Genomic DNA, 14722 nt, shown 5'->3' with positions numbered 1-14722 from the left:
GATCGTTTGATTTTCACGAACGAGCCGAGTGGTGAGCTTGTGCAGATGATCACGCCTGCGGTCGGTGATCCGGGCGTAGACCTTGGCGACCTTCCGGCGGGCCTTGGCCCGGTTCGCTCCGTCACCCAGGGCCTTGCGGGCAAGGTGCCGCTGGGCCTTGGCGAGACGGGCACGGTCTCGGCGCTCATGCCGGGGGTTGGGAACCTTCTCGCCGGTCGACAGGGTCAGCAGGTGCTCGAGCCCGACGTCGATGCCGACAGACGTGTCGGTGGCGGCCAGCGGTCGGACGGAAGGGTCCTCGCACAGCAGGCACACAAACCAGCGTCCGGCCGCATCCTGCGACACGGTCACCGTCGACGGGGAAACTCCCTCCGGCAGCGGACGCGACCACACGATGTCCAGCGGCTCCGCCATCTTCGCCAGGATCAGCCTGCCGTCCCGGAACCGGAACGCGCTGGCGGTGTACTCCGCCGACCTCCGCGACCTCTTGCGCGACTTGAAACGCGGATACCTGGCGCGCCTGCCGAAGAAGTTCGTGAACGCCGTCTGCAGGTGCCGCAGGGCCTGCTGCAGCGGGACCGAGGAGACATCGCACAGGTAGGCAAGTTCCTCGGTCTTCTTCCAGGCCGTCAGCATCGCCGACGTCTGGACGTAGTTCACCCGCTCATGCCGCGCCCACGCTTCCGTGCGAGCCGCAAGAGCCAGGTTGTAGACCTTCCGCACACAGCCGAACGTACGCGACAGCTCCGCCGCCTGCACATCGCTCGGAAAGAAGCGGTACTTGAACGCGCGCTTCACAGGAGTCGCCCCCACAACTCACACACTACCCCGTCAATTTGCAGCGGAGCGCGCGTGGTTGGGGGTGGACGCCGGTCCGCCCGGGAGGCGAACCAGCTTTCCCTGCCCCGCTCCGCGGAAGTTTCGATTCCTCCCCAGCCTGAAGGCCGGGGTATCCACGAAGGAAGGCCCCGATGACCATCATGCGTGCTGTTCGCGCCCACAAGAGGGGCGGACCGGAGCAACTGGTGTACGAAAGTGCGCCGAGGCCCGAACCGGACGCGGGCGAAGTGCTGGTGAGTGTGCACGCGGCCTCCATCACCAGCGGCGAGCTCGACTGGGACGCCACATGGACCGACAGTTTCGACGGGACGGGCAGCGACAGGACTCCGGTCGTTCCCTCGCACGAGGTCAGCGGGGTCGTGGCCGGACTCGGTCCGGGCGTGACCGGCCTCGCCGCCGGGGACGGGGTGTACGGGCTCATCCCGTTCACCCGTGACGGAGCGGCCGCCGAGTACGTCACCGTCCCCGCGGACGCCCTGGCCGCCAAACCCTCCCGGCTGGACCACGCCAGTGCCGCGGCCGTCCCGCTGGCGGGCCTCACGGCATGGCAGGCGCTCGCCGGACACGGGTCATTGGCAAAGGGACAGCACGTCCTGGTCCACGGCGCGGCCGGAGGTGTCGGCTCCTTCGCCGTGCAGATCGCCGCGGCGCTCGGCGCGCGCGTTACGGCTACGGCCTCCGCACGCGACCGGGAGTTCGTCACCGGGCTCGGCGCGGGTCTGGTCGTCGACTACAAGAACGAGCGTTTCGAGGATCAGGTGGGCGACGTCGACGTCGTGCTCGACACGGTCGGCGGCGACACTCTGACCCGCTCGTGGGCGACGCTGCGCCCGGGCGGCACTCTGGTCAGCATCGTGCAGCCCCCGGATCCGGATGACGCCGCGGCCCGTGGAGCACGAGGGCTGTTCTTCGTCGTCGAGCCGGACCGTGCCGGTCTGGAGGCTCTCACCGAGCTGATCGAGAACGGTCGCCTGTCTCCCGTGGTGGACCGTGTCGTACCGCTGTCCGACACCCGTGCTGCGTACGAGGCCCTGCCCGCGGAACATCCTCGCGGGAAGATCGTGATCCGGGTGCGGGAGGACCAGGCCGCCTCCTGAGCTTCGGTGGTCGGTGCCGCTGGGTGCGAGCGCGCCCGGCGGCACCGACCGGGGCGGATCAGGTGTTCCAGACCTGGAACTCGGAGAGCTGGCCGGCCGGCCAGCCGTTGTTCGCGGTGATGTTCACCCGGAAGTACCGCTGGGTGGTCGCGGTGAACGTGAGGGTCACCGTGTTGTTGGTGGTCGGGTCGAAGGTGTACGTGGCCGAGGACTTGACGGTGGTGAAGCTCGAACCGTCGGTGCTGCCCGACAGGGACAGCGTCTGGTTGCGGGCGCCCCAGGTCGCGGGGAGCTGGAGGACGACGCGGCTCGCGCTCTGCGCGGACCCGAGGTCGACTTGCACCCACTGCGGGAAGGCGTTGTTGGCGCTCTCCCAGTAGGTGCCCTGGTTGCCGTCCGTCACATTGGTCGACGGGTAGACGTCGGTGTGGCTGGACTCGGTGGTGGCCGCGCCGGCCGCCAGGTTCCTGCTCACCGCGCCGGCTCCGGTGCCGGTGAGCGCGACCGTGGTCGTGCCGTTCGACGCGTTGCTGGCGATGCTGAGGTCGCCGGTGCGGGTGCCCGACGCGGTGGGCGTGAACGTGACGGCGACCGTGCAGGAGGCCCCTGCCGCGATCGACGTCCCGCAGGTGTTGGTCTGCGAGAAGTCGCCGGTGGCGGTGATGCCGGAGACGGTCGCGGCCGCGGTTCCGGTGTTGGTCACTGTGACCGTCTGCGCGCTGCTGGTGGTGTTGAGTGCCTGGGTGGGATACGACAGCGACGTCGGGTTGGCCGACAGGGTCGCCGGCGAGGAGCCGCCGGTGCTGGGGAACACCTCGAAGTCCGACAACTGGGCGGCGTTCCAGCCCGTGTTGGCGGTGATGTTCACCCGCACGTAGCGCGCCGTGGCGGCGCTGAACGTGATGGTCACCGTGTTGTTGTTGGAGTTCGGGTCGAAGGTGTAGCCGGCCGATGCCTTGATCGTGGAGAAGGTGGAGCCGTCCGTGGATCCCTGCACCGACAGCGTCTGGGTGCGGGCGGACCACGCCGTCGCCGGCGGGAGCTTGAGCACGGCCTTGCCGACGCTGTAGTTCTGTCCGAGGTCGACCTGCGCCCACTGCGGGAACGAACCGTTCGTGCCCTCCCAGTACGTCGAGGCGTCCGGGTCGGTGAGGTTCGAGGCGACGTACGGGCTGTTGCTCGCACTCGCCGTCGCCGGCCGCCCGGCGGCGATGTTCGTGGTGCTGTCGATGCCGCTGCCCGTCAGGGCGACGACGGTGGGGCTGTTGTTGGCGTTGCTGTTGATGGTGAGGTTGCCCGTGCGCGAGCCGCCCGTGGTGGGCTTGAAGCCGACGGTCACCGTGCAGGATGCGCCGACCGCGAGGGTGGAGCAGTTGTTGGTCTGGCTGAAGTCACCGGTGGCAGTGACGCCCGATACGGTCGCCGAGGTGGTGCCCGAGTTGGTCACCTTCACGGTCTGCGTGTCGGCCGAGGAGCCGACCACCGTGGCCGCGAAGGACAGGCTCGCCGGGTCCGTGTTCAGCACCGGGCCCGGCGCGGTGCCGGTACCGGAGAGGGTGACGGTGTTGGTGACCCCGCCCGCGTTGACGGTCAGCGTGCCGCTGCGGCTGCCGGTCGCCGTCGGCGCGAACTTCACGCTGACGGTGCACGAGCCGTTCGCCGCGATCGACGAGCCGCAGGTGTTGGTCTGCGAGTAGTCGCCGCTGGTGGAGATCGACGAGACGGACGCGGCGGTGTTGGTCGGGTTGGAGACCGTCACGGCCTGCGCGGCGCTGGTCGAACCGGTGGGTACCGAACCGAAGTTGAGCGCACCGGGGGTCGCCGTGACGCCTTCGGACGGGTAGGGCGGGTAGACCGGGGCCGGCCACCCTCCGCAGTACGGCGTGCCGCTGATGCCGGAGTTGCCGCCGCCGTCGGTCACCGTGAAGCTGCCGGCCGAGCAGCTGTAGACCGGTGAGGAGTAACCGACGCCGGTGGCCGTGACGTTGGTGAACTTGGCAGCGCCGCCGGTCTGTTCCTGGAGGGCGAAGGTTCCGGTGCCGGCGATGGTCACGTTGTTGAGGTTGACCCCGCTGATGGTGCCCTCGACCCACTGGATCGCCTCGTACGGGCTCTGCTGGATCAGCGCGTTGGTCACGTTGATCGGGCCGGTGATCGCGCCCTGGCTGCCGTCGAACCACAGCGCGCCCACGCCGAACTGCCAGTTGGGGTCGAGGCTGCCGTCCCGGATCATGGTGTTGTCGGAGATCGTGGTGGTGCCGACGGGAGTCGAGGAGAACCGCTGCCCCACGTGGATGCCGCCGCCCTGGGTGATGCCGGAGTCGACCACGCGGTTGCCGCTGACGGTGTTGTCGTGGCCGCCGTAGATCGCGATGCCGTTGGCGAGGATCTGCAGGGACACGGTGTTGTTGGAGATCGTGTCGAAGGCGTCGGCACCGATGCCGGAGTCCGCCCAGGTGGCGATGCCGTCGTCGCCGGTGTTGCGGATGTCGCTGTTGGTCACCTTCGAGTTGGTGACCGCGCCGTGGAAGTTGATGCCGTCCGCGGTGGTGTCACGGATGCGCAGGCCGCTGAACGTCAGGGCGTCCATCGGCCCGTCCATCCAGGCGCCGACCTTCATGTGGTCGATCCACAGGTTGGCGACGGTCGAGTTGCTCATCGCGCCGCCGACGCCGTTGACCTGGGCGCTGTCGTTGCGCTCCTGCACATCGCCGAAGATCGCGAAGTTCTGCAGGTGCACGCCGGTGCTGGCCGAGGGCGCGGAGTTGCCGTAGAAGCCGGGCGCCGTGCCGGTGACGGTGGAGTACCACATGCCGGCGCCGGCGATCGTGACGTTGTTGACGCTGATGTGGCCGGGGACGTTGTAGGTGCCCGGCGGGATCCACACGGTGCCGCCGGGGCCTGCCGCGCTGATCGCGGCGTTGAACGCGCTGGTCGCGTCGGCCGCGCCGGTCGAGTCGGCGCCCTTGCTGGTGACGGACACCGACCCGGAGGGCGCGGTCAGGGCGGCGCCGACCTGCTCGAAGTCGGCGAAGTCGATCGTGTACGAGGACGCCGTGTCGCCGGAGTCGACCTGCAGCTTGAAGGTTGTGCCCGCCGGATACGTGGTGGAGAACAGGCGGTGCGCCTCGTCGTAGAAGTGGTGCGGGTTGCTGCCCGGCGTGTTGGTGAACGGGTAGCTGCCGTAGAACCAGCTGTAGGCGTTGGTCAGGGTGAAGTCGGGCTGCTTGACGCCGTTGATGTACAGGGACAGCGCGGCGGTGTAGACCGAGCCGCCCGAGGTGTCGGGGATGCTGTACCTGAAGTTGATCGAGTTGGTCGCCACCGGCGTGGTGAACGTGACGTACTGGCCGGTGCCCTGGAGGGTCGTCGCCTTGCGGTACGACGCCTCGTCGGCGAGCTGGCCCTGGGTGTAACTCGGGCCGATGTTGGTGCCGTTGGTGGCGGAGTTCTCCGCCTGGACCTCGACGTACGGCAGGCTCGCGCCGCTGCCGCCGGTGGCGGCGGACGCCGCCCAGGCGGGTTGGACGGCCAGAGCGACGATGCCGACGGCGGCCACCATCGCGGTGCTCACCGCCCAGACGAGGGCTCGCCTCAGTTCTCGGATGGAATGGAGCACTTACCACTCCTTTCATCATGACATGCCGGAAATGCCCTGCGGTACCGCCGGCGAGGGAGGGGCGTGACGCACGGGGGACGGGAGGCGGGCGGAAGGCAGGGGGGTGCTGATGACGCGAGGGGGACCGTAATGTCATCGACAACGTCATGCAAGAACCAGACAGAACATTGCAACAATGAAAATGTTGCCTGCAAGATCTAATGTGCTATCGCGCGGGTCCCGGGTGACCCCGCCGAGGCGCTGTACGCCCCAGGACGCCTCGGGCAACGGCCCTTCGAGGTCGAGCGCGACGGCGTGGCGGTCGGCGAGGTCGCGGAAGGCCGTCGTCCAGCCCGGGAACGACTCGTTTTCAGGCGGGGCGTGACACCGTTCAAGCCAACGCCCTGTGAGCCGCCTCACCCGCCCCCCTTCCGGGCGGCACCGGAACTGCCTGGTCAGGTTCCCTTTTCGGGTGATCACCGGCCGAGCGTTGGCCGGATACGTCAATAAACCGGCATTGCAGCCAGTCCCCCGCCCGATACAGGGTGTGATCGTGTCAGAGCGACGTGTTGTTGTGGTGCTGTACACAGGCGCACTGGCCCTGGACATCACCGGACCGATGGAAGTGTTCGAAACCGCCAACCGGCTCCTCGGCTCGCCGGGAAGGCCCTATCTGCTCGACCTCGTCTCCGCCGACGGGCCGCGGGTGCGCACAAGTTCGGGGGTGATCGTGGAGGCCTCGCCGCTGGCGGCGGCCGAGGGACCGATCGACACGCTCCTCGTGCCCGGCGGTTGGGGTCTCCACAGCGCCTTGCGGGACCGGGCGCTGGTCTCCTGGATCCGCCGGGCGGCGACGCGCTCCCGCCGAGTCGCCTCCGTATGCGGTGGATCCTTTCTGCTGGCCGAGGCCGGCCTCCTCGACGGCAGACACGCCACCACCCACTGGGCCTACACCGAGGCGATGGCCGGGCGCTATCCGCAAGTGACGGTGGACGCGGAGCCGATCTTCGTCTGGGACGGCCCCTTCGTAACCTCGGCAGGCGTGTCGACCGGGATCGACATGGCGCTGGCTCTGGTGGAGGCCGACCACGGAGCCCCGCTCGCGCTGGAGGTGGCACGGTTCCTGGTGCTGCCCCTCCGGCGGCACGGAGGACAGCCGCAGGTCAGCGCCGTCCTCGACGCGCAGCTGGCCGACCATCCGCCGATCCGCGCCGCCCAGGAGTGGATCATGCACAACCTGGACCACCGGCTGCCCGTGGCCGAGATCGCCCTGCGGGCCAACATGAGCCCGCGCAACTTCTCCCGGGTCTTCCGGCGCGAGGTGGGCGCGACCCCGGGGCAGTACGTCGAGCGAAAGCGCATCGCCCGCGCCCGCGAGCTGCTGGAGACCACCGATCTGGCGATCGCCCAGATTGCACGGCGCTGCGGATTCGTGGCCCCCGAGACGTTCTTCCGCTCCTTCGGACGAGCGCTGGGACTCACTCCCAGGCAGTACCGGCAGCGCTTTCAGCTCATGTCACCGTCCGGCCCCGCCAACCGGCACCACGAGACGGACAGGAGCCCCGCATGACGAGCACGACATCGCGCCCAGCCGAGGCAGAGGCGACACGCCTGGTCGACTACCTGGCCGGGGAGCTCGCCCGGTCGGGCGTCACCCATGTGTTCGGCGTCGGCGGCGCGAACATCGAGGACCTGTACGACGCCGTCCACCGCGGCGGTGCCGTCCGCGCCGTCGTCGCCAAGCACGAGTTCTCCGCCGTCACGATGGCCGACGGATACGCCCGCACCACCAGGCGCCTGGGCGTGGTCGCCGTCACCTCGGGCGGTGGCGCGATGAACCTCCTGCCGGGCCTGGCCGAGGCGCATGCCTCCCGGGTACCCGTGCTGGCGCTGGTGGGACAGCCGCCGACCGGGCAGGAGGGCCTGGGGGCGTTCCAGGACTCAAGCGGCAAAGGGGGCTCCTTCGACGCCCGGGACGTCTTCGGACCGGTCTCCCGGTTCTGCGCCCGGGTCGAGGACGCCGACGCGCTGCCCGAGCTGCTGGATCGGGCCCTGACCGCGGCCCGGACCCATCCGCGCGGACCGGCGGTGCTGCTGCTCCCCAAGGACGTCCAGCAGGCACGGCTCCCGCTACCCGGCCGCAGGCCGGCACCGGCAGGGGGCGCGGCTTCGGCGCCGGCGGCGTCGGTCGCGCGGCTGGACCCTGCGGGCCTCACCTCCGTGACACAGACCCTTCGAGGGGCCGGCCGCGTCCTCGTCATCGCCGGTGAGGGCGTCGCCGCCGACGACGCGCGTGCCGAACTGGCCGAACTGGCCCGGCGCCTGGGGGCATGGGTGGCGGTCACCCCCGACGCGAAGGACGTCTTCGACAACCGCGATCCGCGGTTCGCGGGCGTGGCGGGGGTGATGGGTCACTCCAACGTCGAGGACTGCCTGCGGCGGGCCGACGTGTGCGTGCTGGCCGGTACCCGGTTGCCTCTGGTGGCGCGTGACGGCCTCGACCAGGCCCTGGCGGACACCGAGGTCGTATGCCTGGGGCCCGAGCCGGCGTTCGTCGAGTGCACCGCGCTGGGCGGAGATCTGCGGGAGGTGCTGCGCACGGTGGCCGGCCGGCTGCCGCCACTCTCCCGGTCCTGCCCCCGGCACGCCGGTCCCCTCCCCGCCCTCGCGCCGGACCCCGCGCCCCGGAACACGGCACGAACCGTTCCGCCCCGGAACACAGCGCCAGCCGTTCCGCCTCGGAACACAGCGCCGACCGTTCCGCCCCGGAGCACGGCGGGAACCGTTCCCTACCCCCAGGCGCTGGCCGCGGTGGCAGCGGCGCTCCCCCAGGACGCACACGTCTTCGTGGACGCAGGCAACGCGGGAGCCGGCGCGATCCATCACCTGCCCGCGCCGCGCCACGGCCGTTTCGTGGTGGCGCTCGGCATGGGCGGCATGGGCTACACCTTCGGCGCCGGCATCGGTGCCGCGCTCGCCACCGGACGCCGTACCTACGTACTCGCCGGCGACGGAGCGTTCCTCATGCACGGGATGGAGGTGCACACCGCCGTGGAGCATGCCGCACCCGTGACCTTCGTGATCTTCAACAACAACGCACACGCGATGTGCGCGCTGCGCGAGCAATTCCTCCAGGGCGGAATCCGCGGCGACGACCTGTTCGGCCGCACCGACATCGCCGCCGCGATGGCGGCTGCCTTCCCGTCCCTGACGGTCTCCCATGCCGCCGACGCGGCGCAGCTGCACAAGGCGCTCCTGGAGGGCAACGAGGGCGCGGGGCCCACGTTCGTCGCCCTGGAGTGCGACCCCCAGGAAATCCCCCCGTTCCGTTCCTTCCGGTCCTTCGCCGAAGCCGCCGCGGCGCCCCGCACCGGCGACGCCGCCGACAGGCCGGAAACCGAGAGCAAGGAGAGTCCCCATGAGCAAGCCATCGTCCGCATTGGCTGACATCCCCGGTCTGATGCGCATCGAGAACCCCGGCAAGGAGGAGCTCGTCGCGCACTGCATGGAACTCACCCACTCCGTCTACCCGCACCATCAGGTCTACGGGCAGTACTGCACGATCCACGCCCACGTCGACTGCCCTCCGGAGCAGGCCTACGCCTACCTGAGCCAGGGGCACCACCTGGAGGAATGGACGTGCAGCCTGCGGGACTTCACTCCCTCGGGGACTCCCGGTCTCTGGGTGGGCCATGACCGGCTCGAGGACGACACGAAGATCTACTGCAAGGTCGTAGCCAACGCAGAGGCCCTGACGGTGGACTACCACTGCGCGTGGGACCAGGGCGACACACTGTGGATGATCTACCTCATGCGTGTGGTGCCCGCCCCGCTGGTGCTCGGCGAGCCGGGGTCGGTGATCACCTGGACCAACTGCCGACACCCCTACTACGACGACAACCCCCACCCCGGCAAGGCTCCGCGCCCGGACAGGGCTTGGGTGGGCGACTTCTGGGACCTCTTCTACGCGGGACACACGGTGGAGATGAACAACCTCAAGGCGATCCTGGAACACCGCCACCGCAACGGCCTGCCGATCAGCACGGCACCGGCGAGGACGGTGACCGCGTGACCACCGTCAGCCTCACCGACGTCGCGAGCTACCTGCCCGGCCCGCCGGTCCCCGCCGCGTTCTACACGGACTACCCCGGAGCCGAGGACAAACTCCGCGGCCACCCCATGTTCAAGGTGCCACCGGCACGGCACCACGTGGCCCCGGACGAGACCAACGCGGACATGGTCGAGCGCGCGGTGCAGCCCCTGATCGAGCGGCACGGCCGCGGCGAGATCCGGGGCGTCGACGTGCTGTTGGTCCACAGCCAGCTGCCGGATCTGCCGTTCGTGGGCGCCGGTACCGAAGTGGCACGCCGGTTGGGGCTGAACCCGGAGTGGCTCGTCGACGTGGCCAACGCGGGCTGCGCGTCATTCGTGTACATGATGAAGCTGGCCCGGCAGATCCTCTCCACGACCGACGCGAGGACCGCACTCATCTGCAACGCTCAGAGCGCGGCGGGCCAGTGCTTCACCCAGTCCGAGGTGCGCAGACTCGCCCAGGCCGCCATCCCCGGCGACGGCTGCGGCGTGGGGTACCTGACGACGTCGGCCGACAGCCCGGTCCTCGACGTGGAGACGCAGCACGTCGGTGAGTACGCCGGGGACATGACGGTGGCGCTCGACGACGGCCGCAAGTACTGGGAACCGGGCAATTCCCAACTGCGGATCGGCTTCACCGAGGCCAGTCTCGCCAAGGTCCTGGCCCGGGGAAACCGCCTGGTACCCGAGGTGATCACGGATCTGTGCCGACGCCTGGGCATCGCGACGACCGACATCGACACCCTCATCACCAACCAGCCCAACCGCACCTTCCTGCGCAACTGGAGAGAGGCACTGCAACTCCCCGCCGAACGGCACCTCAACACCTTCGAGGAGTGCGGGAATCTGTTCGGCGCGGCGATCCCGGTCACACTGGACCGCGCCATCCGCTCAGGGCAGGTCGAGGACGGCGCCCTGGTGGTGCTCGGAGGTTTCGCCCACGCCGGCGATTTCGCCGGCGCCGTAGCTGTCCGATGGCACGGCGGCCAGGGCTGACCGACGGATGTCAACAGCACTTCCCCGACGTCGGCCTCCTTTCTCGTACGACCGGACGTGCGGCGGTGGCCGATGGGGATCGGCCACCGTCGCGGCAGCACATGTCGGTCAGCGGAAGACGCCCGGCCAAGGTGCCGGCGCCGGTGGTGCGACGACCGGGGGCCGGTCGTCGCAGGTGATGGTGTTGGGCAGTTCCCAGGACGCCAGCCAGGGACCGGTCGTGCCGCTGCCGTCGTTGCCTCCGAGGTCGTTCACCGTGAACTCGGATCCGGAGGCGGGGAAGTTGAAGGATCCGCAGTTGTTGATGCCGACCGCGCCGACGTTACGGGCGTCCACGTTCTCGAAGGACGCCGACCCGGCGGAGCGGGCGCTGAGCACGGAAGTGCCGGTGCCGTCCACGCGGATGTCCTTGAAACGGACGCCCCGGATCGCGTACTTGTCCTTCACCGGGAAGTCGGAGACAAGCATGATCGCGTTGTAGGTGTTGTCGAGGAAGTGGTCGCCGGTGACCTCGATCTCGGCGTCGATGTCCCGCTCCAGGGCGTAGAACCAGATGGCTCCGAGGCCGATCTTCCAGTTGAGCTCGAACGGCCCTGAACGGACAGTGGTGTTGTCCGTGATCCGCAGGTGTCCGGTGAACGGCTGCGCGCCGAACCGGGAACCGACCTGGATGGCGCTCCCCTCTCTGACGGGGTCGGCGATGAGGTTGCCGGTGACCGTGTTGTCGGCGCCGCCGTACAGGGCGATGCCGTTGGCCAGGACCGGGCTCTGCACGGTGTTGTGGGCGAAGACGTTGCGCGCGTCGGCCGTCTTCTCCGACCACATGGCCAGACCGTCGTCGCCGGTGTTGCGGACGAAGCTGTCCGTGACGCTCGAATCGGTGACGCCGGTGTGGAAGTTGAGGCCGTCGGCGATCTGGTCGGCGATCACCGTGCGGGTGACACGCAGGCCGGTCATCGGGCCGTCGAACCACATGCCGACCTTGGTGTGGTGGAGGTAGAGGCCGTCGATCGTCGAGTCGTTGAGCTCCCCGCCGATGGCGTTCACCTGGTCGGTGTCGATGCGTTCGCGTACGTCGCCCTCGACGGCGACGCCCGACAGGTGGACGTCGTGGCTGCCGCCCTCCGCCGCCTCCTTGCCGTAGAAGCCCACGCCCGTGTGGACCGAGCCGTCGGGGGCGGGGGTGTCGAGGGTGACCTGGTGGCCCTTGACGATCGTGTACCAGCTCCCCGCCCCGACGATCGTGACGTCGTCCACGGCGATGTGACGGTTCACCTGGTACGTGCCCGGCGGCAGGTACACCTTGCGGTGCCGCCTCTCGGCGTAGGCGATGGCCCGGTCGAAGGCATCGCCCGCGTCACGCCGGCCTGTGGGATCGGCCCCGAACGCAAGGACGTTCGCGGCATGCTTCTCGACGTGCGGCGCGCCGACGAGTTGCGTGTCGAGCAGGTCGATCACGGTCCAGGCCGCGGTGCTGCCCTTGGGCGCGGTGAGCCGGACGGTCTCGCCGGCCGCGTACCGCTTGCCGAGCAGCAGTCTCTGCTCGTCGTAGAAATGGCTCGGCCGGAACGGCTTGTCGACGGTGGGCGCCGGAGTGGTGGCGGCGGGAACGCAGCCGCATTCGGTGATCCACCAGTCGGGGTGCAGCAGGTCGCCCTGAGGGTCGTTGCTGAACGGGTACTGGTTGTACAGCCAGGAGTACTGCGAGGTGAGGGTCATCGTGGTGCGGCGCCCACCGCCCACGGAGACGTCGAGGGGCGCGGTGATGCCGCCGCCCTGTGGGGCGTCGGGAATGCTGTACCGCACGGTGAGAGCGTTGGCCGCGCGCGGCAGGGTGAACTCGACGTACTGGCCCGGACTCAGCCGCACCGCCGCGCGGCCGGACGCCTCCGAGGGCAGCGTGTAGGCGGAGCGGTCGGGACCGATGACGGTGCCGTTCGTCGCCGCGTTCTCCGCCTCCTGTTCGACGAAGTCCACCCGGGCGCCGCGCCCCGCGACGAGGGCGGGATCGAGCCCGGCCCGGGTCACCGCCGGGGCGCCGGCGCGGCCGCCGTACTCCGAGGCCGCCGGGGCCGAGACGCCGAGGCCGAGCACGAGTCCGGCGGCCGCCGCGGTGACCGCCGCGACCGTCCGGGCCGGTCTTCGCGCACTGCCCCGAGCTCGCTCCGCGGCCGCGTGCAGGGTGTATCGCGCCATCGGGGTCTCGTTTCTCTGCGAGCGGAGGACACCGAGGGCAACTCGGTGCGCGGCGGCACGGCAGGAACAGGCCGTGCCGCTGCGTTCCGGGACATTAGGACGCGGTGGGACGGCGGACAAGACCTTGGGCGCGTATTTCCATCAACTAGTAGAGATCCTGCAAGTACTAGTCGATTTCTTGCGGGTATCTCACTCTCCGAAGCGCACCGCCCTCACCGCCGGACCGAGCACTCCGGAATCCGGCCGTCGACCATCCCGACGAGCAGGTCTCCGTGCAGCGCCACTGCCACACAGAGTGCCGTGGTCGGTGCCCCGTCGATTTCGAGCCCGATGCACCACCGCACCGTGCCGTCGAGGCAGCGCCGTACGACGTACCCCGAAGACACAACGGGAGGCTCGATCACCTGGACCGTCCTCCGGGCCTACGGCCTGAAGTGACCCACGAAGCGGTGCCGTACTCCCCCGCGGCACCGCCGAGTGCGCCCGGCCCGGCCGCTGGTGGAGGGTGCCGCAGGCGTCGTCGTAGAGCGCGAAGTTCTCTGCTTCCGGCGCCTCGGCGGGCCGCGATGTCCTCCACCAGTCGCTGCAACAGTGCCGTGCGCCGCCGGTACCGCACGGTCAGCCCTGCTACCTGCTCGGCAGCGGCTCGCTCCTACTGATCTTTTCGGATTAGCGTCGGGGGTGGAGTCAGGGTCAGTCCGGTCTCGGTGAGGCAGCCGTCGATGAGTTCGGGATGGCGCTGGATGTGGGCGAGGCCTCGGCGGAGGGTGCGGGTGAGGTGATCGGGGTCGGTGAATGCAGCGTTGGCCATCGGTCCGCGCCGCAGCAGGGACCAGATGCCTTCGACGGGATTCAAGTCCGGGCTGTAGGAGGGCAGCTGGACGACGGTGAGCCAGTCGTGGTCGGCCGCGTACTTCCTCATCCCGGCGGCACGGTGGGTGTTCAAGTTGTCCCAGACGACAACAATCGGGGCGCCGAGCTGCAGATGCGCGCGGACCAGGAGGTCGCGGTAGTCCTGCCAGGCAAAACTCTTGCGTGCACCCTTGAGGAGCGGATGGAAACGGGGCCGGTAGATCAGCCGGGACCTCTCACCGGGCCGGTAACAGCACAGCGCGGCGACCGAGATCCGGCGCCGCGACCGTCCCCGCACCCGGACCTCGGGAGTCTGCCCGCGCCGGCCCCAGGTGCGGGCGTGTGGCGGCGTCATCGCGAACCCGGCCTCGTCCTCGAAGACGATGAAGGCCCCGAGCGCCGCCGCGGTGCTTCCACCTGCGGCCACACGTCCTTCTTCCAGAGCTCGACCGCATGCTCGTCGCGCTCCAGCGCGCGACGGGCCGGGCTCTGCCACGACCAGCCGTGGCGGTGCAGCAGCCGCCACACTCCAGCGATCGAGCAACTGACCCTGAATCGGCGGCTGATCAGCGCTTGGACGCGTTCCAGCGTCCACCGCTGGTCTTCCCAGCCATGCGCGGCCGGCCCCTTGGCCAGCTCCTCCTCCAGCAGGGCGAACCGTTCGTCCGACAGCTTCGGCAGCTTCGCGGGTCCCTTCGACCTCAGTCCCTCCATGCCGCCCTCACGCCAGTTGCGGCGCCACTGCTCCACCGAACGCACGGTCACCCGCAGATCCTTGGCGATGTCCGAAGTCTTGTCGCCTCGTGCGAACCTCTGCCCGGCCTCCAGCCGAATCCCTTCACGCGCAGCCCGCCGCTCAGCCGTCAGGCCCCCACCATCCGCGTACCGCATGACACCGGCATACCGCAGGGATCACCCAACGTCACCACCCGAAGGCAACCCGAAAAGGTCAGTAACGGTAGTTCGTTAAATCCGGCGGTAGAGGTCGATGCCGTGTCCGGTGGTGACCGCGTCGATCAGGGCCTGGAGCTCGGAGGGTGGGTCCGTGTCC

The 14722-nt window shown here is 69.6% G+C and carries 10 protein-coding genes; 5 read left to right on the top strand and 5 right to left on the bottom strand.

The window, feature by feature from the left end:
- Positions 1-813: RNA-guided endonuclease InsQ/TnpB family protein (locus tag ABT085_RS32830; RefSeq protein ID WP_351616231.1), on the bottom strand; the 813-nt coding region annotated here is incomplete at its 3' end.
- A gap of 158 nt (positions 814-971) precedes the next feature.
- Between ABT085_RS32830 and ABT085_RS32825 the strand changes: the two genes are divergently transcribed.
- Positions 972-1937: an NADP-dependent oxidoreductase gene (locus ABT085_RS32825; RefSeq protein WP_351616228.1), complete on the top strand. Its 966-nt coding sequence runs from the start codon at positions 972-974 to the stop codon at positions 1935-1937.
- A 58-nt stretch (positions 1938-1995) separates the two neighbouring features.
- Here the strand turns inward: ABT085_RS32825 and ABT085_RS32820 are convergent, their stop codons facing one another.
- Positions 1996-5556, bottom strand: a complete 3561-nt coding sequence (locus tag ABT085_RS32820; protein ID WP_351616226.1) for a choice-of-anchor D domain-containing protein — start codon at positions 5554-5556, stop codon at positions 1996-1998.
- Positions 5557-6088: 532 nt separating this feature from the next.
- On the opposite strand from ABT085_RS32820, the gene ABT085_RS32815 reads away from it, so the two are divergent.
- From ABT085_RS32815 to ABT085_RS32800, 4 genes are read left to right on the top strand one after another with little or no spacing between them, the layout of a single operon-like run.
- Positions 6089-7105, top strand: a complete 1017-nt coding sequence (locus ABT085_RS32815; protein WP_351616223.1) for a GlxA family transcriptional regulator — start codon at positions 6089-6091, stop codon at positions 7103-7105.
- Entirely contained in the window at positions 7102-8982 is a 1881-nt protein-coding gene (locus ABT085_RS32810) for a thiamine pyrophosphate-binding protein (protein ID WP_351616220.1), read from the top strand. Before ABT085_RS32815 ends, ABT085_RS32810 begins: the two co-directional genes overlap by 4 nt.
- Positions 8954-9607, top strand: a complete 654-nt coding sequence (locus ABT085_RS32805) for an SRPBCC family protein (protein ID WP_351616217.1) — start codon at positions 8954-8956, stop codon at positions 9605-9607. Before ABT085_RS32810 ends, ABT085_RS32805 begins: the two co-directional genes overlap by 29 nt.
- The gene (locus tag ABT085_RS32800) at positions 9604-10623 is read left to right on the top strand and encodes a 3-oxoacyl-ACP synthase III family protein (RefSeq protein WP_351616215.1); all 1020 of its coding nucleotides are present in this window, start codon (positions 9604-9606) and stop codon (positions 10621-10623) included. The genes ABT085_RS32805 and ABT085_RS32800 overlap by 4 nt, the downstream gene beginning before the upstream one ends.
- A gap of 108 nt (positions 10624-10731) precedes the next feature.
- On the opposite strand, the gene ABT085_RS32795 is transcribed toward ABT085_RS32800, so the two are convergent.
- The 3 genes from ABT085_RS32795 to ABT085_RS46805 all read right to left on the bottom strand — a co-directional run bounded on the left by ABT085_RS32795 (position 10732) and on the right by ABT085_RS46805 (position 14562).
- Positions 10732-12819 (bottom strand): glycosyl hydrolase family 28-related protein, encoded by a 2088-nt coding sequence (locus ABT085_RS32795; protein WP_351616209.1) that lies wholly within the window; start codon positions 12817-12819, stop codon positions 10732-10734.
- A gap of 212 nt (positions 12820-13031) precedes the next feature.
- Positions 13032-13205: a hypothetical protein gene (locus ABT085_RS32790; RefSeq protein ID WP_351616207.1), complete on the bottom strand. Its 174-nt coding sequence runs from the start codon at positions 13203-13205 to the stop codon at positions 13032-13034.
- A gap of 266 nt (positions 13206-13471) precedes the next feature.
- Positions 13472-14562 (bottom strand): IS630 family transposase gene (locus ABT085_RS46805; protein WP_502982858.1). Its coding sequence is split into 2 segments (ribosomal slippage): positions 13472-14098 and positions 14101-14562, totalling 1089 coding nucleotides; the frame shifts between segments, so codons are not numbered across the junction.
- Positions 14563-14722: the final 160 nt, after the last annotated feature.

This window comes from Streptomyces sp. NPDC002265, assembly GCF_040296125.1.
Lineage (GTDB): Bacteria > Actinomycetota > Actinomycetes > Streptomycetales > Streptomycetaceae > Streptomyces.
This window is presented reverse-complemented; position numbering and strand designations above follow the sequence as displayed.